The 21,081-nt window shown below is 69.7% G+C and carries 25 protein-coding genes, 3 tRNA genes and 1 pseudogene; 12 read left to right on the top strand and 17 right to left on the bottom strand.

What is annotated here, in order from left to right:
* Positions 1-7: 7 nt before the first annotated feature.
* The 6 genes and pseudogenes from DAETH_RS24625 to DAETH_RS05875 form a co-directional block, all read right to left on the bottom strand.
* Positions 8-412 (bottom strand): annotated as a pseudogene (locus DAETH_RS24625) (TniQ family protein); the annotation flags it as partial.
* A 118-nt stretch (positions 413-530) separates the two neighbouring features.
* Positions 531-743: a hypothetical protein gene (locus DAETH_RS05895; RefSeq protein WP_264776986.1), complete on the bottom strand. Its 213-nt coding sequence runs from the start codon at positions 741-743 to the stop codon at positions 531-533.
* Between the two features lie 226 nt (positions 744-969).
* Positions 970-1,275, bottom strand: coding sequence for a Sec-independent protein translocase subunit TatA/TatB (gene tatA / locus DAETH_RS05890; protein WP_264776985.1), 306 nt, complete (start codon positions 1,273-1,275; stop codon positions 970-972).
* Positions 1,276-1,381: 106 nt separating this feature from the next.
* Entirely contained in the window at positions 1,382-3,331 is a 1,950-nt protein-coding gene (locus tag DAETH_RS05885) for a serine/threonine-protein kinase (RefSeq protein ID WP_264776984.1), read from the bottom strand.
* A 91-nt stretch (positions 3,332-3,422) separates the two neighbouring features.
* On the bottom strand, positions 3,423-4,832 hold the full coding sequence (gene trmFO / locus DAETH_RS05880) for a methylenetetrahydrofolate--tRNA-(uracil(54)-C(5))-methyltransferase (FADH(2)-oxidizing) TrmFO (RefSeq protein WP_264776983.1): 1,410 nt from the start codon (positions 4,830-4,832) through the stop codon (positions 3,423-3,425).
* Positions 4,735-5,673, bottom strand: coding sequence for a YdcF family protein (locus DAETH_RS05875; protein ID WP_319993734.1), 939 nt, complete (start codon positions 5,671-5,673; stop codon positions 4,735-4,737). Before DAETH_RS05875 ends, trmFO begins: the two co-directional genes overlap by 98 nt.
* Positions 5,674-5,728: 55 nt before the next feature.
* Between DAETH_RS05875 and DAETH_RS05870 the strand changes: the two genes are divergently transcribed.
* Together DAETH_RS05870 and DAETH_RS05865 are read left to right on the top strand one after the other, a co-directional pair.
* Entirely contained in the window at positions 5,729-6,058 is a 330-nt protein-coding gene (locus tag DAETH_RS05870) for a YciI family protein (protein ID WP_264776982.1), read from the top strand.
* Positions 6,059-6,096: 38 nt separating this feature from the next.
* Positions 6,097-6,723, top strand: coding sequence for a DUF305 domain-containing protein (locus DAETH_RS05865; protein WP_264776981.1), 627 nt, complete (start codon positions 6,097-6,099; stop codon positions 6,721-6,723).
* A 53-nt stretch (positions 6,724-6,776) separates the two neighbouring features.
* Here the strand turns inward: DAETH_RS05865 and DAETH_RS05860 are convergent, their stop codons facing one another.
* Positions 6,777-7,082, bottom strand: coding sequence for a hypothetical protein (locus DAETH_RS05860; protein WP_264776980.1), 306 nt, complete (start codon positions 7,080-7,082; stop codon positions 6,777-6,779).
* Positions 7,083-7,164: 82 nt separating this feature from the next.
* The gene (locus DAETH_RS05855; RefSeq protein WP_264776979.1) at positions 7,165-8,028 is read right to left on the bottom strand and encodes a GNAT family N-acetyltransferase; all 864 of its coding nucleotides are present in this window, start codon (positions 8,026-8,028) and stop codon (positions 7,165-7,167) included.
* Positions 8,029-8,305: 277 nt separating this feature from the next.
* On the opposite strand from DAETH_RS05855, the gene DAETH_RS05850 reads away from it, so the two are divergent.
* Entirely contained in the window at positions 8,306-8,950 is a 645-nt protein-coding gene (locus DAETH_RS05850) for a DUF4258 domain-containing protein (RefSeq protein WP_264776978.1), read from the top strand.
* Between the two features lies 1 nt (position 8,951).
* Here DAETH_RS05850 and DAETH_RS05845 read toward each other — a convergent pair whose 3' ends face one another.
* Complete coding sequence (locus tag DAETH_RS05845) at positions 8,952-9,233, bottom strand: hypothetical protein (RefSeq protein WP_264776977.1); 282 nt, start codon at positions 9,231-9,233, stop codon at positions 8,952-8,954.
* A gap of 315 nt (positions 9,234-9,548) precedes the next feature.
* Here DAETH_RS05845 and mnmE point away from each other — a divergent pair, with 315 nt between their 5' ends.
* Positions 9,549-10,868: a tRNA uridine-5-carboxymethylaminomethyl(34) synthesis GTPase MnmE gene (gene mnmE / locus DAETH_RS05840; RefSeq protein WP_264776976.1), complete on the top strand. Its 1,320-nt coding sequence runs from the start codon at positions 9,549-9,551 to the stop codon at positions 10,866-10,868.
* A gap of 52 nt (positions 10,869-10,920) precedes the next feature.
* On the opposite strand, the gene DAETH_RS05835 is transcribed toward mnmE, so the two are convergent.
* The 3 genes from DAETH_RS05835 to DAETH_RS05825 form a co-directional block, all read right to left on the bottom strand.
* A complete protein-coding gene (locus tag DAETH_RS05835) occupies positions 10,921-11,202 on the bottom strand; it encodes an M-like protein (protein ID WP_264776975.1) in 282 nt (93 codons plus the stop codon).
* A gap of 78 nt (positions 11,203-11,280) precedes the next feature.
* The gene (locus tag DAETH_RS05830; RefSeq protein ID WP_264777395.1) at positions 11,281-11,841 is read right to left on the bottom strand and encodes a phosphoribosyltransferase family protein; all 561 of its coding nucleotides are present in this window, start codon (positions 11,839-11,841) and stop codon (positions 11,281-11,283) included.
* Between the two features lie 29 nt (positions 11,842-11,870).
* Positions 11,871-12,401, bottom strand: coding sequence for a phosphoribosyltransferase family protein (locus DAETH_RS05825; RefSeq protein ID WP_264776974.1), 531 nt, complete (start codon positions 12,399-12,401; stop codon positions 11,871-11,873).
* Positions 12,402-12,674: 273 nt separating this feature from the next.
* Here DAETH_RS05825 and DAETH_RS05820 point away from each other — a divergent pair, with 273 nt between their 5' ends.
* Positions 12,675-13,163: a hypothetical protein gene (locus tag DAETH_RS05820; RefSeq protein WP_264776973.1), complete on the top strand. Its 489-nt coding sequence runs from the start codon at positions 12,675-12,677 to the stop codon at positions 13,161-13,163.
* A 58-nt stretch (positions 13,164-13,221) separates the two neighbouring features.
* Here DAETH_RS05820 and DAETH_RS05815 read toward each other — a convergent pair whose 3' ends face one another.
* The 3 genes from DAETH_RS05815 to hspR are packed head-to-tail and all read right to left on the bottom strand — an operon-like array spanning position 13,222 to position 15,222.
* Positions 13,222-14,046: a metallophosphoesterase gene (locus DAETH_RS05815; protein WP_264776972.1), complete on the bottom strand. Its 825-nt coding sequence runs from the start codon at positions 14,044-14,046 to the stop codon at positions 13,222-13,224.
* Positions 14,043-14,459, bottom strand: a complete 417-nt coding sequence (locus tag DAETH_RS05810) for an NUDIX domain-containing protein (protein ID WP_319993733.1) — start codon at positions 14,457-14,459, stop codon at positions 14,043-14,045. Before DAETH_RS05810 ends, DAETH_RS05815 begins: the two co-directional genes overlap by 4 nt.
* Positions 14,422-15,222 (bottom strand): heat shock protein transcriptional repressor HspR, fused homodimer type, encoded by an 801-nt coding sequence (gene hspR, locus DAETH_RS05805; RefSeq protein ID WP_264776971.1) that lies wholly within the window; start codon positions 15,220-15,222, stop codon positions 14,422-14,424. Before hspR ends, DAETH_RS05810 begins: the two co-directional genes overlap by 38 nt.
* 384 nt (positions 15,223-15,606) lie before the next feature.
* On the opposite strand from hspR, the gene DAETH_RS05800 reads away from it, so the two are divergent.
* From DAETH_RS05800 to DAETH_RS05780, 5 genes are all read left to right on the top strand, one after another.
* Entirely contained in the window at positions 15,607-16,986 is a 1,380-nt protein-coding gene (locus DAETH_RS05800; protein ID WP_264776970.1) for a dipeptidase, read from the top strand.
* 94 nt (positions 16,987-17,080) lie between these two features.
* Positions 17,081-17,665 (top strand): phosphoribosylglycinamide formyltransferase, encoded by a 585-nt coding sequence (gene purN / locus DAETH_RS05795; protein WP_264776969.1) that lies wholly within the window; start codon positions 17,081-17,083, stop codon positions 17,663-17,665.
* An 8-nt stretch (positions 17,666-17,673) separates the two neighbouring features.
* Entirely contained in the window at positions 17,674-18,213 is a 540-nt protein-coding gene (locus DAETH_RS05790; protein WP_264776968.1) for a DUF402 domain-containing protein, read from the top strand.
* A 46-nt stretch (positions 18,214-18,259) separates the two neighbouring features.
* Positions 18,260-18,349 (top strand) — tRNA-Ser (locus DAETH_RS05785).
* A gap of 656 nt (positions 18,350-19,005) precedes the next feature.
* Positions 19,006-19,092, top strand: a tRNA-Ser gene (locus tag DAETH_RS05780).
* 69 nt (positions 19,093-19,161) lie between these two features.
* On the opposite strand, the gene DAETH_RS05775 is transcribed toward DAETH_RS05780, so the two are convergent.
* Positions 19,162-19,593, bottom strand: coding sequence for a type II toxin-antitoxin system VapC family toxin (locus DAETH_RS05775; RefSeq protein WP_264776967.1), 432 nt, complete (start codon positions 19,591-19,593; stop codon positions 19,162-19,164).
* Positions 19,593-19,838, bottom strand: a complete 246-nt coding sequence (locus DAETH_RS05770) for a type II toxin-antitoxin system prevent-host-death family antitoxin (RefSeq protein ID WP_264776966.1) — start codon at positions 19,836-19,838, stop codon at positions 19,593-19,595. Before DAETH_RS05770 ends, DAETH_RS05775 begins: the two co-directional genes overlap by 1 nt.
* A gap of 94 nt (positions 19,839-19,932) precedes the next feature.
* On the opposite strand from DAETH_RS05770, the gene DAETH_RS05765 reads away from it, so the two are divergent.
* A tRNA-Pro gene (locus DAETH_RS05765) sits at positions 19,933-20,020 on the top strand.
* Positions 20,021-20,259: 239 nt separating this feature from the next.
* Positions 20,260-21,051, top strand: a complete 792-nt coding sequence (locus DAETH_RS05760; RefSeq protein ID WP_264776965.1) for an MHYT domain-containing protein — start codon at positions 20,260-20,262, stop codon at positions 21,049-21,051.
* The last annotated feature ends 30 nt before the right edge of the window (positions 21,052-21,081 follow it).

The raw sequence follows: 21,081 nt of genomic DNA, 5'->3' as shown, positions 1-21,081 counted from the left end.
GCCCCCCGTGTTCTGGACACGCCGCGACTCTCCGGCGAACCCAGTCCTGGCGAATGTAGGGGATAGCATCACCCAGGAGGCAGGAGGGGCAGACCTGGACGTAACGCACGCCCAGGAAGGGCAGTGGAAGCTCGGAGCCCCGCCGACCCAGATCTCGAAGAGGATCAGGAGGGGTCTGCATGCCAATCAGGTCCCGGACAGACACCCCCGTGGCCCAGGACAGGCGCTGAAGTTCAGGCTCCGAGAGGCGAGCTTCCCGCTCTGGAAGTTCCAGGGCCTTCATCAGTTGGACGACGGGAAGGGCATTGGCCCTGGCAACGCGAGCCAGCCAGGAGCCGAGCCACTCGTCAGGAAGAGGTCTCGGGTAGACGGGCAACCTGCGGGGGGCCTTCCCCTCCTGCCCTACTGACATGGCAAACGGAGGGGCGTGGAAATATGCCCGGCATAACGCTGTTGCCTGGAACGGATCTGTTGCCGCGTCTTTCTCCTGACACGGCAAATGGAGAAGGGCTTCTTCGGATTCACAGCCTCTATGCTGCCACTGCCAGGGCAAAAGGCAATGAAACGCAAAGTGGAGACCACTGACAAGTTAAATGGAAAATGTCATCGCGCGCCTCACTGACCGCCTGGTCAGGAAGGCCGACCACAGTAAAAGCAGGCAGGCCGGGGCTGACATCCACCTCGACCTCGACGGGCACGGCGTCCACGCCGATCAAGGCGACGCTGCGGGCGCGGGCGAGCATCAGCGTCCCCCCGGGGGTCGGCCCGCCCCGAGCCGCGTCCTGTGGGTCTTGCCCCCGGGCCCTGCCGCCGTCTCTTCCAAGATCACGGGCGCAGTGTAGCGAAGGGGCTCACCTCCTCAGCGCGCAAACTCGCGCCGCACAGCGCCTTTTTGACCCCCCACGATGGGGGTAGACCGCAACGGAAACACCGCCCCCGCTGGGCAGGGGCGGCGCGCGGCAGGCGGGGTCAGCCGCGCTGCGGGTCTTCGGTGGCGGGGGTGGCTTTCTGGGGCGTCACAGCCTGGGGGGTGACGACCTGCACGGGCTGGGGCGGGGCGCTGACGACCACCGTCTGCGAGGGCGCGCCCGGCTGGGTGGGGGACGGCTCGCGGAAGCTGCCCTCCAGTTCCTCCTTGAGGCCCTGGGTGCCCCGGCGGAACTCGCGGATGCCCGCGCCGAGGCTCTTGCCGAGTTCCGGCAGCTTGCGCGGCCCGAAGACGAGGAGCGCGATGAGGAGAATGACGAGGAGTTCACCGGGTCCGATGTTGGGCATGTTCTTTCCTCCGTGGCGTGAACTTCGCGTGGGGAGCGGCGTCCTTCCCGGAGTGTACGCTTCCGGCCTGAGACAAACGTCAGGGCCGTCTCTCGAAATGGGCCAGTCAGGACCGGCCGCCCACCTCCGCCGTGCCCTCCCGGTAGGCCCGCAACGTGCCGTTCATGAAGGCGACGTACAACGTTCCCCCGGCGGCGAGCGGTGTGGCCTGGACCCCCTCGCGCTCGCGGCGGCTCCAGCGCACGGCGCCGCTGCGCACGTCGAGCGCGACGAGTTCGCCCTCCTCGGAGGCCAGGAAGACGAGTCCGGCGCTCACCACGGGGCTGGCCGTCAGCCGCCCTTCCAGCGTGTGGGTCCACACGTCCTCGCCGTCCGCGAGCCGCAGGGCCCGCACGGTGCCCCCCCACCCCGCTACGACGGCGAGGTCCCCGGTCACCGCCGGGGCGGCCCAGATCTCGTCCTCCACGTCGTAGGTCCACAGGGTCGGCTCGGGTTGGACGAGGGCCGCGCGCCCCGACGCCGCGCTCAGGCTCAGGGCGTGGACCTCCCCCATCCAGGTGGGAATGACCAGGGTGGCCTCCCCCGGCCCGGTCGGCGCGAGGGCGGGCGTGGCGTGGACCGTCCCCACCTCCACCTTCCACATGGGCGTCCCCACCCGCGCGTCGAGGGCGTGCAGCCAGCCGTTCTCGTCACACAGCAGGGCCGCTCCCGCCCACACGACGGGGGAGGCCGCGACCGGCCCCGCCGCCCGGTAGGCCCAGGCGAGTTCGCCGCTCGCCGCGTGCAGGGCGTGCAGATGCCCGTCGCGGCTGGTGGCGAGCACCCGTTCGCCCCAGAGGGTCGGCGCCCCCGTGAATTCCGCCCGCGCCTGGTGGCGCCAGCCCTCGCTCCCGTCCTCCAGCCGCACCCGGCGCAGGGAGCCGTCCCACGCCCCGTAAAGAACGGCGCCGCCCGTGAAGGTCGCCGGGGCCGTCACCTCGTCGCGCGCCGCGTAGGTCGCGTAGGGCCGCCCGGAGGCGTGGGTTAGGACGAGTTGGCCGCCCCGCGTCCCCACCGCCACGAGGTCTCCCTCCCCCACCACGGCGGCGGGCCAGGTCACCTCGCCGGGGAGGGCCACGCTCCAGGCCTCGCGCAGGTTCTCCACCCGGGCTGGGCCGTCGGGGTGCTCACCGGTGCGGGCCCGGCCCCCCCGGTACTGGCCCCGCGCGTGCCGGGTCCACACGTCCCGCCGGGCGAGGTCCCACAGGTGCGTGAGCGCCTCGCCGCTCCCCGGGCGGTCCTCCTGCCCCTTGGCGAGCAGGGCCAGCAGCACGCTCGCCACGGCGTCGGGCACGGCGGGGTTGAGGTCGCGCGGATCGGGCGGCGGCTCGTAGACATGCTGGTAGAGAACGCTCTGGTCGCTGTCGCCCACGAAGGGGGGGCTTCCGCAGGCCACCCGGTAGAGCACCGCCCCCAGCGCGTACAGGTCGCTGCGCGGGCCCACCCCCACCCCGCGCGCCTGCTCGGGAGCCATGTAGGCGGGGGTGCCCAGCGTCACGCCCGAGCGGGTGAGGTGCCGGGTGTGGTCGGAGAGGGCCACCAGCCCGAAGTCCATGATGCGCGGCAGCCGGGCGTCGTCGAGGAGGACGTTGCCGGGCGTCAGGTCGCGGTGGACGATCCCGTGGGCGTGGATGTACGCCAGCGCCCGCGAGGCGAAGGCGGCGGCGGTCAGGAAGTGCGCGAGGGGGCCGGGGGCGTCCTCCAGCGGTCCCAGCGCCGTGATCGGCCCGCCCGACAGCAGCGGCATGGTGAAGAAGACCCGCTCCGCCCCGCTCTCCTCCCGCGTCTCGCCGAGGTCGAGGACGGGCACCACGCCGGGATGGGCCAGCCGCGCGAGCGTTCGCACCTCGCGCAGGAAGCGGGCGCGCTCGGCGTCGGAGGTGTGGGGGTGAAGGACCTTGACGGCCACCTCACGGTCGAGGCGGGTGTCCAGGGCGCGGTACACCCGCGCGCTGCCGCCCTCCCCCAGCAGGGCGCGCAGCACGTAGCGTTCCACGACGGTCGCCCCGATCTCCATCGGGGAAGAGTCTACCGCCGCGCCCCGGCAGTCGCCGGACGGGAAGGGCGGGTCGTCTGGGCGACGCCCGCCATCCCCCCCACTTCCCCCCTCACCTCAAGACGGGCGCGGCCTTCTCCTCCGCCTCGGGCGCGGGCTGGGGCACCGGGGGCGGGGTGACGGTCAGACCCGCTTCCTCCCGAGCCCAGCCCATGAAGGCGTCCAGGCCCCGGCGGAACATCACGGGGCGTTTCTCCCGCTTGCCGAGCTTGCGGACCTTGCCGTTCGGCCCAGGCTCGTGCGCGGGCAGTTCGGGCACGAGCGCCCAGTTCACGTTCATGGGCTGGAATCCCCTGGGGTTGGCAGAGGCGAGGTAGCGTACCAGGCCGCCCAGCATGGACTCGGCGGGAGGAGTGAGGGGCGGCCCACCGAGAGCGAGACGCGCGGCGTTCAGTCCGGCCAGCCAGCCCGTCGCCGCCGACTCCAGATAGCCCTCGGTGCCCGCCAGCACGCCCGCGACGAACTTGGCGGGGTCGGCGCGGAGTTGGAGCGTGGAGTCCAGCACCTCCGGCGCGTTGAGGTACGTGTTGCGGTGCATGACCCCGTAGCGGACGACCTCAGCGTTCTCCAGACCCGGGATGAGCTGCACGACCGCCTTCTGGTCACCCCACTTCAGGCCCGTCTGGAAGCCGACGAGGGACCACAGCCGACCCTCGCGGTCCTCCTGACGAAGCTGGGCGACAGCGTAGGGCCAGCGCCCGGTGCGCGGATCGTCGAGGCCCTTGGGCGACATCGGGCCGAAGCGGGGAGTGTCCACGCCCCGGCGGGCGATCTCCTCGATGGGCATGCAGCCCTCGAAGAAGTCGAGCTTCTCCCAGTCGTGGGGGGTGTGACTGCGGGCCTGTTCCAGCGCCCCGAAAAAGCGCAGGTACTCTTCCTTCGTGAAGGGGCAGTTGATGTAGTCGGCACTCTGGTCGTAGCGCCCGGCCCGCCACGCCCGGTCCAGGTCGATGCTCTCGAAGGCGAGCACGGGCGCGGCGGCGTCGTAGAAGCTCAGGCGCTCGCTTCCCGTCAGGCGGGCGAGGTCGGCGGCGAGCGCGTCCGATGTCAGCGGTCCCGAGGCGATCACGGCGATGCCCTCCGGCACCTTCTCGATCTCACCCTCGACGACCTCGATGAGGGGATGTTCGCGGACAGTGCGGGTGACGCGGGCGCTGAACTCCTCGCGCTCGACCGCGAGGGCGTTCCCGGCGGGGAGGCGGGAGGCGTCCGCCGAGAGGAGGATCTCGCCGCCCACGCTGCGGAGTTCGGCCTGGAGGAGGCCCTTCGCCTGCATCTCACCCTCGCCGCCCAGGGAATTGGAGCACACGAGTTCCGCGAAGTTCCCCGAACGGTGGGCGGGCGTCATCCTGACGGGCCGCATCTCATGGAGGCGCGCCCGCACTCCCAGGGAAGCCGCCGCGAGCGCCGCCTGCGACCCCGCGAGCCCCGCGCCGATAACCGTGATTTCCGGGAAGCTCATAACACGTCAGTGTAGAGGACGGGGAAGGGTGGATTGTGGAGCGCCACCGCTCCGGCGTGCCCCCGAGCGCCGCCTTGAGCCGCGACAGCCCCTCGTAGGCGAGCACCCGCGCGGCGGCGAGACGGTCGGCGGGGGTGGGCAGCGTGAGGTCGAAGCGGGTCTCGGGCGCGTTCACGCTCACGGCCCCCACGCCCTGCGCCCGGAAGAGGCCGAGCGCCCGGCGGGAGTGCCACGGTGAGGTCACCAGGAGCACCCGCGACCACCCCCGCGCCCGGGCGAGATCGCGCACCCGGGCCGCCTCGTCCCGGGTGGTGGTCACGCGGCGCAGGGTGAGGACCTCCGGCCCGCCTGCCGGGTACAAGGCGGTAATCTGGGCACGTTCCAGATCGCTGAGCTTCACGCAGTCGCCCGGCCCGATCCGGCCGGACTGTTCGGACACGGTGAGGACGGGAGCGTACCCGGCCCGCCACAGTTCGAGGCCCCGCAGCAGCCGGATGAGGCTGGTCGTCTCCGGCGTGCGCGACCGGCACTGCACCCCGCCGCCGAGCACCACGATGGCGTCGGCGCGCGTCGGGGCCTGGTTCACCGCCAGCGCCGCGAGGGGCCCGCGCAGGACCGGCGTGACCAGGCACGGGACCAGGGACAGGGCGAGGACCCCCGCGCCCATGTTCAGCACCCGCCGCGTTCTGGAAAAGGCCCCCCCGAGCATTCCGGCTGCCAGGAGGGCCAGCAGCAGGGGGACGGACGCCCGTATTTCTCCCAGAAACGCGGCGAGGACGGCGACGGCACCGCCGACCGCCGCACCACCCAGCACCCCACGCCCCCGCTCCCCCAGCGTCACGCGGGCCACTGTAACCGAACGCGGTCGCCCTTTCCCCGCAGGGTACGCTGACCGCGTGCCGACCTTCTTCGCAGTCTGGCGGTTCAGGGGGACGGCCTGGAACGCTGCACTGCCCATGCGACAGCAGGCCCTGTGGGAGGAACATGCCGCCTTCATGGACGCGCTCACAACCCGAGGGTTTGTGGTGCTGGGCGGTCCCCTGGGGCCGGGTGAGGAGATTCTGCTCGTGGTCCGGGCACGAAGCGGGGCAGCCGTCCACGCCCGCCTCGCCGCCGACCCTTGGAACGCGGCGGGGTTCCTGGTCACCGGGCGGGTCGAGCCTTGGACCATCCTTCTAGACGGCCTTCTGGATGGGCGGGCAGGCCCGGAAGCGCCGGAGGGCTGAGGACCTTTCGCCTCATCCCCCCTTCCTATACTCGCCCCATGAAGCTCCGCCCCGGCCTCCTCGCCCTGCTTGTGCTCGCCGTCCTCGGCCTGTTGGCGGTCCTGGCCCTGCCCCGGCTCGCCACCCCGCGCGAGGGCAGCACCGAGGTCCGCTTCGTGCGCGAGATGATCCAGCACCACGCGCAGGCGGTGGACATGGCGACCCGCATCCGCGACCGCAGCGACGATCCCACCCTGCGCTCCCTCGCCCTCGACATCATGCTCTCGCAGCAGGAGCAGATCGGGCAGATGCGCGGCTGGCTCACCCTCTGGGGCCTGCCCTGGGGCGGCCAGGGCATGACGGCGGAACACGCCCGGATGATGGGAATGGCGACGCCCGCCGAGCTGAACAGCCTCGACACCCCACCCGTCCCGCAGGCGGAGAAGACATTCCTGCAACTCATGATCCGCCACCACCAGGGAGCGTTGGAGATGCTGAAACCCGCCCTGGGCGGCGGTGTCCGGCCCGAGGTCCAGGCCCTTGCCCGGCAGATTCACGCGGCGCAGGGGGGCGAGATCAAGCTCATGACGCAGCTTCTCGCCGACCGCGACGCGCAGCCCCTCCCGGCTCCGGCAGGGGACGGCGGAGGAATGGACGGTATGGAGATGGGCGGGCACCAGCATTGACAAAAGAAGCGGGCGCAGCCTTCCACCTCTGCGCCCGCCTCCCCTTTGCCGCCCTAATACTCCTCGTCCAGCCCGTCCCGCTTGCCCTCGCGCCTCTCCTTGCGGCGCTCCTGCTTGCCGCCCTTCTTGCGGGGGCGAGGCGGCAGGGCGAGTTCGTAGGTCAGGCCGGGGTCGCACATCGCGGGCTGCTCGCCCAGACGCTCGCCGGGGTCGGCGGTGCGGAGGTTCCCGGCGGGGTGGAAGTGCCGCCCGCCGCAGTACGGACACTCGTCCACCACCCAGAACATCACCCGCGAGCCGGGCAGGTCGCGCAGCGTGACGTAGGCGGTGCGGACGGCGAGGCGGTCACGTTTCCCCATGCGCCAGAGGCTAGCGCGCAGGGCCCGCAGGGATTGTGCCGCCCTCCTCCTCAGGGCCCACAGCGCCCACCCCACCACCCGGCTACGGTTCCCCCTCGGTGTCGTCGCGCAGGTAGGTCACCACGGAGCGGCAGTGGGTCAGCCCCGCGCGGGCGTACAGGGCGCGGGCCGGGCGGGCGTGGTCGTGGGCGCGGGCCCGCAGGGTGCGGACCTCGGGGTGCGCGGCGGCCTCGGCGGCGGCGAGCCCCAGCAGGACGCGCCCCAGCCCCTGCCCCCGGTCGGCGGGGTGGACGGCGACGTAGGTGAGGTCGGCGCGGGCGGCCTCGGCGTTGAGTTCGAGTTCGGCAAACCCCACCGCCCGCCCGCCCCGGCGCAGGGCGACGAGCCGCACGTCGTCCCGCGCGAAGTGCGTCCGCAACTCGGCGTCCGTCCAGTCGAGCCTTCCCGACCAGCCGTCCTCGGCGGCGCGGAAGAGCGCGCGGTACTCCTGCGGGGCGAGGGCCGTCTCGGTGGTGTACCCGGTCGGCACGCGGGCCGAGCGGGCGAGGTGGTCGGCGCGGCCCGTGTAGAAGTCGGTGGTGTGCATCGCCGTGAACCCCGCCGCCTCCAGCACCTCGCGCACGGCGAGGTTGTCCCGAGCGCTGAAGGCGTAGACGGGCAGGCCGTCCGTGCGCTCCACCGCCCGCAGCAGCAGCCCGTGCAGCTCGCCGGTGCCGAGCGGCCCCTCCAGCACGAGGCCGTCACGGAAGGGGGCGAGGGCGCAGTAGCCCTGCACCGCGCCGTCCACCCCTTCGGCGACGAGGCACACCCGGTCCTCGCACTCGTCGTGGAGGGCGGCGGCGTCGCGGGCATCGGGGGCGAAGACCTCGCGCTCGGGCGCGTCGTCCATCCAGGAGAGCAGGGCGAGCACGTCGGGGGCGTCGGTCGCTTGCATGGGGCGGATCATGGGGAGGCACCTCCTGGGGGCGCGGGCTGAGGCAGGCGGTCAACACGGTCAGCGTAAGAAGGCGCGTCCTCCCCCGTCTGCACGGGCCGTCACGTCACACCCGCAAGGAGTCGTGCTATACTCGCTCCATGCCCTGAACAGGGTACGCCGCCTCCTTCCCCACGAACACGAAGCCGTGTTTGAGGGGTCTTTTCTTTTAGGAGGCGGCCTCTTCTCCCCGAACGGAGACGCCCCCGAAGAAGAGAACCACGGGGAGACGGCCGACGGGAGGCCCGCCGTGACGAAAGCATCTGCTCCCAGAGCATCCGCGTCCAGCCCCACCACCCCGCGCCGCCCGGCCAAAGGCGGCACGGATCTGCTCGCCCTGCGTGCGCAGCTCGCCCGCGCCGAGAAGGAGGCCAGGCGGGCACCCACGCCGGTTCCCGCGAGGCCCGAGCACCTGCGCGCCAAGCCCGTCAAGCCTCAGCGCGAGGCCGACCTGGCGGGCATCGACACCACTGACCATACGCTGACCCGCGCCCATGCCCGGTTGCGCGACGCCGTGTACGAGGGCAAGTACCACCTCTGCCCCCACGCTATCGGCCATGCCCGCGCCGAGGGCTTTCTGGAACAGGACATCGTGCATGTGCTCGTCGCCGGGCGGGTGCGGGCCGTGTACCCGGAAGACCGCCGCTGGCTGGTATGCGGCTACTTCGAGTCGCACGGGGTGGCGCTGCCCCTGCACGTCGTCGTCGAGCACGCGCCCGACGGGCACCTCGACGTGGTGACCGCCTTCGTGCCCAAGCAGCCTCACCACATCATCTCGCGCGCCCGCCTCGCCGTCATGCTGCGCTACGACGACGAGAGAATCAGGACGCGCACGGCCCCGGTCGGGAACAAGCCGGGCAACCGCAGCAAGGGGAAGTGGAAGAAGGGGGGGTAAGTCAGTAACTCTCCCAGAACTTCTCGCCGTTCGCTTGAGCGAATCGTTCAAGAAAATCGGCCGGATTGTCCCCGACTTTGGACCACTCGACACGAGGATCGAGAGGCGAAGCGACGTACACGGCGCCAAAATCTGAACTGTCAACGTCCGCCACGATCAGAAGAACATCCAGATCGCCCAGGGATTCACCGACGACCAGATCACCGGCACGGTAATCCTCTGGGCGTTCTTCTTTGGCTTTTTGCGAACGTGTTCCTGCTTCTTCGGGCGAGTAGAGGACCAACCCCCATTGACCGTAAGTAACGTCCTCGCATCAACGCGCACCCGACATTCTCAGCCAAAAATCCTCAAGGGCTGTGGGCAGCCCTCTTTGCTCGAAGACGCTAACAATGGCAGAACGCTCAGCAGGAGCGTAAAACGTGTGAAACAACGGCCCGAGCGGCGACTGCCTCGCCACTCGGCCTTCCCGGTAGCACAACAGCACGCTTTCCATCTCCTCCATAAGTCGTGGATAACGTAACAGGGGCGAGTCGGCACCTGGGGGAACCGTGTCACGTCTCAACAACCAGCTCCGCTCCCCCCTGCTACCCTGCCCCCCGTGACGCGCCTCGGCTTATCGGACACCATCGCCGCCATCGCCACCGCCCCGGGCAGCGCGGGCGTGGGCATCGTGCGGGTGAGCGGACCGGAGGCGCTGAGCATTGCGGACGGCGTGTTCCGGGGGCGGCGCCGCCCCAGCGCGACGCGGGGGGGGCGTTTCCTCTTCGGGCAACTCGTGGCCGGGGACGGCGAGGTTCTGGACGAGGGGCTGTGCCTGGTCTTCCGCGCCCCGCGCAGCTACACGGGCGAGGACGTGGCCGAACTCCAGACGCACGGCAGCCCGGCGGTGCTCGGGCAGGTCCTCGCACGGCTGCTCGAACTCGGGTCGCGTCCGGCCCGGCCCGGCGAGTTCACCCAGCGGGCCTACCTGGCGGGCAGGCTCGACCTCGCCCAGGCGGAGGCGGTGCTGGGGCTCGTGAACGCTGGGACGGACACGGCCCGGAGGCAGGCGTCCCTGGGCCTCTCGGGCGCACTGGGCGAGCGGGTGGAGCGGGTGGCGGCGCACGTCACGCGCACGCTGGCCGCCATCCAGGCCCTCCTCGACTACCCGGAGGAGGGGGTGCCCGAGGAGGACCGGGACGCGCCCCTCACGGCGGCGGCGGCGGAACTGGAGGCGCTGGTGGGGACGGCGCGGGCCGGGCAGGTCGCCACCCGGGGCGCCCGACTCGCCCTGATCGGCCCTCCCAACGCGGGCAAGAGTAGCCTTCTGAACGCGCTGCTGGGCTTTGAAAGGTCCATCGTCACGCCGATTCCGGGAACCACGCGCGATTACCTGGAGGCGAATCTCTCACTCGCCGGGATGCCCGTCACGCTGGTGGACACGGCGGGCATCCGCGAGACGGAGGACACGGTGGAGGCCGCCGGGGTGCGCCAGGCGGTGAGCCTCGCCCGTTCCGCCGACCTCGTGCTCGCGCTGGAGGACGGCAGCCTGCCCCGCGAGGCGCTGCCCGCCGAGTTGCCGGGGGACGCGCGGGTGCTGCGAGTGCGGACGAAGAGCGACCTCCCCGCTGCCTGGACCGACAGGGGCACCCTGGCGGTGAGCGCGGTGACCGGAGAGGGGTTGCCCGAGTTGCGCGAGGCCATCCACGCGGCATTGATCGGGGACGCGGCGCGGGGCGAGGCGTGGCTGACCACCGAGCGGCAGGCGGACGCGGCGCGGCGGGCGCTGAGTCACGTCCGGGCCGCCCGCCTCCTCTCCGACGAGCTGGCCGGGTACGAGCTGGAGGAGGCACTGCGCTCCCTCGCCGAGCTGACCGGGCGCGACGTGGGCGAGGACGTGGTGGACGCCGTGTTCCGGAACTTCTGCGTGGGCAAATGAAGCGAGGGGGCCAGCGGGAGGTCGCTCCCCTGGCCCCGTGTGCCGAACAGCCTCAGCGGTTACTCGTGTCGTCCGAGGTCTCGTCGCCCGGCGTGGTGCTGGCGGGGTCGGAGGTGATCATGCTGCCGCTGGAGGCCACATCCTGCTTGTCGAGGCCACGGTCCTCGTACTCGTCGGCGATGCGGGCCTCGGCGCGGGCGTCCTTGAGGGCGTCGCGGTGTTCGTCGGTGCGGCCCATGAACTGGAGGTCCACGTTGCTGATCTCGTCCTCCGTCTTGACGGAAGAATCGGTGGAGGCGCCGTTCTGGAGCTGCTGGTCGTCGCTCTGGGTCATGGGAATTCCCTCCTGTCCTGCCAAGCTAGCAGCGCACCCCGTGGGGCGGCCTGAGCATCCCTTTAAGGTTCCGCCCCCTCAGACACTCGTCGGCAACTCCTGAAGGTACGCCACCGGCAGGGTCGTGTCCCCCTGCTTGAAGGCGGCGACGTACCCGGTCAGCGTGCCGCCCGCGCGCTCGACCAGCCGGGCGAGGGCCTGCGCGGTGCCCCCGGAGGCGATCACGTCCTGCACGATGGCGACCTGTTTGCCCCTGAGCCGGGCGGCGTGCGGGCCGTCGAGCCAGAGGGTCTCCGACACCCCCAGGGTCATGCTGGGCACGTTCTGGATCAGGGGGTCTTGCATGTAGGTGCGGCGTTTCTTGCGCACGGTCACGTACGGCAGCCCCGAGCGGTCGCTGAGTTCGTGCGCGAGCGGCAGCGCGTTCGTGACCACCGTCAGCAGCACCTCGGTGCCCGGCGGGATCAGGGGCAGCATCGCCCCGGCGGCGGCCTTGGTGAATTCGCTGTCCCCGATGAATTCCACCAGGGGCACCCTCCCGACGCTGCCGACGCGGACGGTGGGAAGCTCGCGGGTCACGCCGCCGACCGTGACACGCGGGGCCTGCGGGTTGGGCTGGTTCGCGGTGTTCTGGGTCATCTCGCCTCCCCCGCTCAGGTGGCGGTATTTCATGTGTAGAGGGGCAGGTGCCCCAGCGCGGTGACCTCGGGCCGCTCCTGCCCCTCGGTGAAGACGGCGACGACCGACACGACCTCCCCGCCGACCTCCTCGACGATCTGGCGGATGGAGTTCAGGGTGCCGCCGCTGGAGACCACGTCGTCCACGACGGCGACCTTCTTCCCGCGAATTTTGTCCACGTCGAAGCCGTCGAGGACGAGCAGTTGGGGCCTCCCGGTGGTGATGCTCACGACCTCGCGGGCCACCGGGTCCACCATGTAGGGTTTTTGCGTCTTGCGAATCACGATGTAGGGCTTGCCGCTCTCCCGGCTGATCACGTGCGCGAGCGACAGGGCCTTGACCTCGGGCGTCACGAGCACGTCCACGTCCTGTGGCAAGCGGGCGGCGAGTTCGCGTCCGGCGGCCTCGGTGACCTCGGTGTCCCCCAGCATGTTGAAGAGGGCCACGCTCACCCCCGGCGCCACCGACACGACCGGCAGCTCGCGCGTCACGTTCCCCACCTCGACCTTGTGCGTCTTCACGTGCCCGAGTGTACCCCCTCGCCTCGCGCTTTTTCCGCGCTGCCGGGCGGGAACGCACGCCCACCCACGCGCGGCGGTTCGTCACGGTCCGGCTTTGAGGAAGCCTTCATGCTCGGGCGTTTGTGGAAAATTCTTTATCTCGCTCGCAAAAACGCGGACCGTGTGCCCCTCAGACTTCACGAGATCGGGGTGGCCGCGCCGGGAAGCAGGAGGCCACCGCACAGTTCACCAAACCAGCACTCGTCACCGAACCAGCACTCAGGAGGAAGCGACATGACCACCGCCACACGCACGACGACCGACCTCAAGCAGGCCGCCCAGAAAGCCCGTCACGAGATGGAGGAGCAGGTCACCAAGGCCGTGATGAAGCAGCACGCCGAGATGGCCGCCGCGCTGACCAAGCAGCAAAAGGAGCTGCAAGGCCTCCAGAGCGAGGTGAGCACCCTGACCGCCGCGCTCCGCAAGTCGCGCTCCTCGGGCGGCGGCTTTCCCTGGGGCCTGGTGCTCCTCGCGGGTGGCGGGTACGCCCTGTACCGCACCAACCCCACCGTGCGCCAGCAGATCGACGGGCTCCTGAGGCGCGTGAACCCGGGCCCCGAGGGCAACCTCACCCGCGCGGGCGACGCGGTCAAGTCCGCCGCCTCCGACGTGATGCAGGGCCAGTCGCCGACCACTTCCCTGCGCGCGGCGGGCGGCGAGGCGCAGCGGGCCGGGGAGAAGATCGTGGGCGAGGTCAAGGACGACCTCCAGGGCAAGTCCTGAGCCACGCCTGAATAAGGCGGGGTGGACCGGGCAGGGCGGTCCACCCCTCTCCTTTAGCTCAGTCCGGCGAGAAGGTCCGCACCTCGGCCACGCCCCGGTCATTCAGGCGGACGATGAAGCCCGCATCCTCTCGGTAGGCCATGCCGCTGTCGAGGGCCACGCACAGCCCGCCAGCGTAGAGGACCGGCCGACCCGCGCCCGGCCCGTCCTCGTCGAGCAGCACGTAAACGGGCGTGTGGCCGTGGGCGAGGCGCCGACCGCCGAAGGTGTCCAGCAACTTGCGCGCCGCCCCTTCCCCCTCGGGCCCCACGAAGGCGAGGCGGCCTGCGAAGGCGTTGGCGAAGTGACCCCAGACCTCGGCGCTCGCGCTGTCCAGCAGGGCGGCGACGCGGACGTTCACGGCCTCCACGCTGCCGCCCAGGTGCAGGTACATCGGGCTGTCGGCGTGCAGCAGCAGCCAGCGGCCCACCCGGGCGAGGGCAGGTCGGGCGGCGAGCCAGGCGAGGTCGTCCGGCCCGGCGCGGGCAGCGTCACTCGCCTGACCCCCGTTCGCCTCCCAGTACTCCTGAAAGCCGAAGCGGTCCCCCAGAGCGGTGCGGCGGAAGCGGTCGGCGGCGAGGAACATGACCTCGTGGTTGCCGAGCAGGGCGGTGACGCGCCCGCCCGAGCGGGGAGCCTCCTCCTCCAACCGCCGGACCAGCCGCACGACGCCGAGGCCGTCCGGCCCCCGGTCGAGGTAGTCGCCGAGGAAGACGAGGTGGGCCCCCCCGCCCGCCCACGCGCCGCCCGCGTCCATCAGACCCGCCCCCAGCAGCAGGGCGCGCAGCTTGTCGTGCTCGCCGTGAACGTCGCCGACCACCCACAGGTCGGGGGGATGGCTCATGCCGTCTCCCCCACCCAGGCCCGCAGGACCTCGAAATATGCCCGGGTCGCCTCCCCCACACCGGTCGGGAGGGCCGTAAGGGGCCACCACGCGACCTCGGCGGCGTCATCCCCAGCACGCGCCGTTCCGCCCGTGTGGGGCGCGGTGTAGAGGACGGTGACCCAGGCGACCACGTTGCCGTCCGGGTACGCGTGGCAGTGCCTCTCCCCGCTGAAGACGCCGAGCGGGGTGAGCGGGCCGGGCGTCAGGCCCGTCTCTTCCAGTAACTCGCGGCGGGCGGCGGCCTCGACTTCCTCACCCACCTCTACCGCGCCGCCGGGAAGGTCCCAGAGCCCGTTGTCGCCCCGGCGCACGAGCAGGACCCCGGCCCGCCGGTCAAGAACCGCGACGCCCGCGCCGACCCGCTGCTGCACTTTCGCGTTCCTCCAGGGCGCCCGAGTTGTCCGCGTCCTTCCCGTCACCGCCGTCTTCCGGCTCTCCGGCGCGCTCGGGGGCGGGCAGCGTCCGCCAGCTCGTCATCCGCTCGGTGATGTCCTGCTGGATGCGGCGGACGTTGCCCTCCATGTGCGAGCGCGAGGCGTCGAGTTGGTGGCGCAGCCGCATGATCTCCTCGACGCCAGCGAGATTGACCCCGAGTTCCTGGGTCAGCCGCCGGATTTCGCGCAGGTGCTCGATATCGCGCTCGGAATACAGCCGCGTCTTGCCACTGGAGCGGCCCGGGCGGATGAGTTGCTTGCGCTCGTACAGCCGCAAGGTCTGCGGGTGCATGTCCACGAGTTCCGCCGCGATGGAGATCACGTACACCGGGCGGTCCCTGGGGTCCGCCTTGCCGTCCGGGGCGGGCAGGGCCTGGGGCTGGGAGGCCCGCTCGCGCAGCTCGTCCTCGATGCGTTCGATCTCGGCCTCGAATTCGCCCTGGAGGTCGTCGAGTTCGTGCTGGAGGCGCATGACCTCCTCGACCCCGGCGAGGTTGACGCCGAGTTCCTGGGTCAGCCGCCGGATTTCGCGCAGGTGCTCGATGTCGCGCTCGGAATACAGCCTCGTCTTGCCGCTGGAGCGACCGGGGCGAATCAGGCCCTTGCGTTCATACAGCCGCAACGTCTGCGGATGCATGTCCACGAGTTCCGCCGCGACCGAGATCACGTACACGGGGCGATGCTTGGAGTCGGCGGCCATATCTTGCTTGAGTATACCCGCCGCAAGGTTTTTGAACGTGGGAAAAGGTGACGGTAGGCGGGTGAAAAGGTGGGAGTTTCCCCCCCTCTCCCGCGTGGGAGACTTGCAGAGCCGCGCAGCGAACTTGTAAAGCTCCGAAGGAGAGGGCTGGGGTGAGGGGGAAGGCAGACCAACTTCACCGCCGAGAAGACGGCTTCACCCTTCCCATTGGCCTTGGGACGCTGTGCCCGCTTCCCCCCTCTGCTCCGCAGCTCTGCGAGTCCCAGCCTCTCGTGGTGCAAGCTGTACCAGTCCCCCACGAGGGGGGAGGAGCTAAAGGCGCCGCCCCTGCCCGTTCCCTCTCCTCTGCCCACCTCCTCCCTACCCCGCCGCTATCATCCCGACATGACCACATCCCAGACGGACCTCGCCGCCCTTCTGAACCGTGAGGAGGCCGAGCGGGAACTGTTCGAGCTGCTGCGGATTCCCAGCGTGAGCGCCGACCCCACGCACGCGGAGGACATGGGGCGGGCCGCCGGGTTCCTGCGGGCCAAGCTGGAGAGCCTGGGCTTTACGGCGCGGGTGGACGCCACCGAGCACGGCGGGAAGGCCGGGCACCCGGTCGTGTACGCCGAGCGGCAAGACGTGCCGGGCAAGCCGACCGTGCTGATCTACGGGCACTACGACGTGCAGCCCGAGGCGCCCGTGGAGGAGTGGGTCTCGCCGCCCTTCGAGCCCACCGTGCGGGAGGGGCGCATCTACGCGCGGGGCAGCACGGACGACAAGGGGCAGGCGTACGCGCACGTCCGGGGCGTGGAGTTGCTGCTCTCGCAAGGCGAGTTGCCCGTCAATGTCAAGTTCCTGCTCGAAGGCGAGGAGGAGGTCGGCAGCCCCAGCCTCGCCGCCTACCTGGGGGCGCACGCGGACGAGTTGAAGGCCGACGTGATCCTCATCTCCGATGGCTCGCGCTTCGCGCCGGACGTGCCCACCGTGACGTACGGACTGCGTGGGCTGAGCTACGTGGAAATCCTGGTGCAGGGGGCGAACCGGGACCTGCACTCGGGGGCGTACGGGGGAGCGGCGCCCAACCCCATCAACGCCCTCGCGGAGATCATCTGCGGGCTCAAGGACGAGCAGGGCCGCGTGACCATCCCCGGCTTCTACGACGGGGTGGAGGACCTGACCCCGGAGGAGCGTGAGATGTGGGCCCGCCTCCCCCACTCGGACGAGGAGTTCGCCGCCTCCATCGGCGCCTCCGCCCTGCCCGGGGAGGAGGGGTACTCCACGCTGGAGCGGTTGTGGGCGCGGCCTACCCTCGACGTAAACGGCATCTGGGGCGGCTACCAGGGCGAGGGCAGCAAGACGGTGATCGCGGCGAAGGCCGGGGCCAAGGTGTCCATGCGCCTCGTGCCCGGGCAGGACCCCGAGCGCATCACCCGCCTCGTGCAGGAGTACGTGCCGACCATCGCGCCGCAAGGAGTGAAGGTGGAGGTGAGGGCCCTGCACGGCGGCCAGCCCGTCAAGGTGGACCTCGACTCGCCGTACATCAAGGCCGCCGACCGGGCCCTGCAAAGGGTGTACGGCAGGCCCGCCGCCTTCGCGCGCACGGGGGGCTCCATCCCCATCGTCGCCGACTTCCGCCGCCTGCTGGGCGCCCCCGTCCTCCTCGTGGATTTCGGCCTGAACGAGGACGCCCCCCACTCGCCCAACGAGAGCTTCGCGCTGGAGGACTACCACAACGGGATTCTGACGAGTGCGTATCTGTTGCAGGAGCTGGGGGAGTGAGGGAAGTGGTGAGTGGTCAGTGGTTAGTGGGCGGGGCCAAGTCTTTTTCCACACACCACTCACCACTTCCCACTGACGGCGCGGAGCGCCACCCATGAACCTCGCCTTCCTCGCCTCCCACGGCGGCAGCGCGGCGCGGTTCCTGGTGGGAGCGTGCCGGGACAGGCGGCTGGATGCCGTGCCCGTGGCGCTGATCAGCAACAACAGCGGGTCGGCGGCCTTGAGATGGGCACGGGAGGCGGGGCTTCAGACGGCGCACCTGAGCACGGCGACGCACCCGGACGCGGAGGCGCTGGACAGGGCGATTCTCGACTTTCTGCGGGAGGCGGGGGCGGACACCGTGGTGCTGAGCGGGTACATGCGGGAACTGGGGCCGCGCGTGCTGGGGGCCTACGCCGGGCGGCTGCTGAACGTTCACCCCAGCCTGCTGCCGAGACACGGCGGGCGGGGAATGTACGGGGACCGGGTTCACGCGGCGGTGCTCGCCTCGGGGGAGGCCAAGACGGGGGCGAGCGTTCACCTCGTCACGGCGGGGATCGACGGGGGGCCGGTGCTGGCGCAGTCGCGGGTGGACGTGCGGCCCGGCGACACGGTGGAGACGCTGCGCTCACGGGTGCAGGCTACCGAGGGCGAACTGCTGCTGCGCGCCCTGCAAGGGATGGCGGTGGGGGCAACTTGAAGAGGAAGGTGTTCGACCTCCGCCTCTGGCCGCGCGTGGCCCGGGGGACGCACACGGTCACCCATATTCCCGGTTTCGTCATCGTGGACTTCACCGCCCACGAGGTCGCGCAGGTCAAGGACGTGGCCTTCGGGGAGCGCACCCTGCGTGTCCTGGGCGACGGTTACCGCTGGGTGCGCGTCCACCCGACCGGCGCGGGCGAGGGGGTCATGGGCGACTCGTTGACCGCCATGCTGAACGCCTCCGGGCAGCCCGAGCAACTGTACGTGGACATCCACGCGGGCGAGGGGCTGGGCGAGGACGGCCTGCCCTGGCACGACGACCTCTACCTCGACGTGATCGCCGACTGGCAGCCCGGCTGGCGGGTGACCGAGACGCACATCATCGACGCCGATGAGCTGGAGGAGGCGGTGCGGGCCGGGGAGGTGACGCCGGAACTCGCCGCCGAAGCCTGGGCCCACGCGCGAAAGGTGGAGGAGGAGTTGCGGGCGGGGACGTACGGGCCGCTGGGGGTGCTGAGGCGGTATTTGGAGGACCCGTATACGTGAGCAGGGTTTGCTTTTCGCCGCCTTCTCCGCTAACCTGTTCGGCGCTGGAACGGTGCCCGAGTGGTTGAAGGGGTACGCCTGGAAAGCGTATGTACGGGTCACCGTACCGAGGGTTCGAATCCCTCCCGTTCCGCCACCTAGACAGAAGCGCCGCAGTAAATAATTGCGGCGCTTCTACTTTTAAAGGCCTCTTTTGTCTAAATAGTTTCAACTTTCCTCGGGAAGCTCAACTTTGTACCATGGAGAACGTATTTCTGAACGAACGTCAGAGTCGGACTCCGCCTCGTACATTGCACGTCTTAGAGCTAATAGACGCATTCCGTAAAACAAATAATTTGGGTCCTCTCGGCGCCTTCTTACCAAATCCAGATATTGTTCTGAATTAAGGTTTACATTTGGACCCCTAACACCAGGGAGGCGGCCATAACCCTTTTCCTCGTTACAGGTCCAACACGAGAGAACAAGATTCCTCGGACTCCAATATTCCTCGTAAGGTAAATACGGGTCTTGGTGCTCAAGATGGCCTCCTATTCCATCCTTCCCAGCCCCCGTATATTCATCAGGAACACTACCACAATAGTAACATTTCCCATTACTTTTCCAAGCGACTTGATGTTTAAGAGCCTGTTTTTGACTAGCAGATTTTCCCATAAGACTTATCCTTCCGACTTTTCAACACTTTAGTCCTTTCCATCCTTCACGCGTTGATCAACGGCAGGAGCGCGTGGAGGGCGCAGCGTGGGCAACGATGGGAAATGAGAACGCCCGCACGGACAAAGATAGGTCTTCAATGGGGTGCCCGAGTGGTTGAAGGGGCACGCCTGGAAAGCGTGTGTACGGGCAACCGTACCGAGAGTTCGAATCTCTCCCGTTCCGCCAAAGCCCGTGCCTGTGCGTCCCTCCCCGGACACCGCAGGCACTTTCGTTTGGGGCAGGGAGGGGGCGGCCTCAAGGGTTGGGCGCTTCCCAGGGATTCACGAGACGGTCACAGCCAAGCACCGCCTCGAAGTCCGGGATGTTCCGTGTTACGACGGTCAGGCCGTGCGTGAGGGCGGTCGCGGCGATCAGCGAGTCCGCGTAGCCCGGTGGCCTGCCCGCCGCGATGGCCCCAGCCGTCATGCTCGTCCAGGTTCGCGCTACCGCCCGGTCGATGCTCAGGACCCTCCCCGCAAACTGCACTTCTACGCCACCAAGAAACGCCCGCAGTTCCGCCGCCCGCTTGGTGCTCCCAAGTCGGATGATTCCCTGCTCCAACTCGGCCAGGGTGATGACGCTGAGGTACGTCTCCCCGACCTTATGCGTTCGGAGCCAAGAAAGAACGCGCTCGTCGGGCTGGGGACGGCTGCGTTCGCTGACGACGTTCGTGTCGAGGAGGAACATCACTCCAATGTGACCGCAGGAACGGGCGTACGGTCACGCTCAAAGACGAGTTCTTCCGGCGCTCCGCTCAGCGCCTCATCCAACGTCTTCTCTGCCTGAGTCAGTCGCATAAATTCACTGTGGGCCAGCACCACCACAGCCTTCTCGCCGCGCCTCGTCACGGTCTGTGGTCCCTTCTGCAAGGCAGCCTCCACCAATTCGCTGAAGTGCGCTTTCGCCTCCTGAAGTTGCCAAGCTTCCTTCATCTCAACCCCCTGACCAGTGCTGACCAGTATAGGCACCCCACTTGGAGCAGGGCAATGTGAGGCGTTCCCCTCCTCCACTCCTCTGTCCACCGCTGGAACAGTGCCCGAGGGGTTAAAGGGGCACGCCTGGGAAGCATGAATAGGGGCAACCTTACCGAGGGTTCGAAATCCCTCCCGTTCCGCCCAAATCTGGGTGTGTCTCCCGGACGACACAGGCGTGGTCATGGCGTCTGCTTCAAGGGTTGAGCCACGCGGAAGGCCCGGAACTCGGGGACACCCGGCTCAGTTCGATGAAGCCTGCGGCCAGGCATACCTCCACTTCATGAGGGCTGTTCGTTCGACGTTGTAAGACCTCCGTGCGTGCCGGGAACCTACGCTCCTTCCATCCGCCTCGTCAGGGGCGATCAGAAGGAGATCGGGAATGGACCATATGCACCACGCTCTGTCCTACGACTGGAGCGTCTTCTACATCGTTTTGTCCTACGTCATCGCGGCGCTGGCGTCGTACGTGTCGCTGGAGGTCGCCGCCCGCGCGGGCCAGCGTCCGGCGCAGAGCCGGGGCCGGGTCTGGCTGCTGGCGCAGGCCTTCTTGCTGGGATACGGCATCTGGGCGATGCATTTCGTCGGGATGCTGGCCTTCCAGGTGTCGGCGACCGTGAGCTACAACCTGCCGCTGACAATTCTGTCGGGGATTCTGGCGGCGGCCCTGATGTACCCCGCCCTGCTCATCCTCCACGGGGGGCCGCTGCGGCTGCCCCGCCTGCTGCTGGCCGGGCTGGTGTCGGGCAGCGGGATCGTCCTGATGCACTACCTGGGCATGTTCGCCTTCCAGGTGCCGGGAACCGAGGTGGCGGTGCGCCCGGTGCCCTTCGTGCTCTCGGTGGTGATCGCCGTGGGGGCGAGCATGGCGGCGTTCTACCTGTTCCGGCTGGTGTCGAGCAGCGGGGCGACCCGGCTGTCCACCCCCGCGCTGGCGGGCCTCAAGCTGGCGGCGGGCCTGGTGATGGGCGGGGCCATCGTGGCCATGCACTACACCGGCATGGCCGCCTGGCAGTTCAACGTGGTCGACGACGAGATGATGTACCAGGCGGCGGGCGGCGTGGATACCGACTTCCTGGCCCTGGTGATCAGCGTGGTCTCCATCATGCTCCTCAGCCTGACCGTGACCAAGCTCCTGATGGACGCCAGCCTCGCCCCCGCACCCACGAAGTAGGCTCGCTTTCCGCCAATGGCGAGGGCCGCC

This window comes from Deinococcus aetherius (genome assembly GCF_025997855.1).
Classification (GTDB): Bacteria; Deinococcota; Deinococci; order Deinococcales; family Deinococcaceae; genus Deinococcus; species Deinococcus aetherius.
The sequence above is the reverse complement of the archived record's forward strand: the minus strand, read 5'-3'. Positions and strand labels throughout refer to the sequence as shown.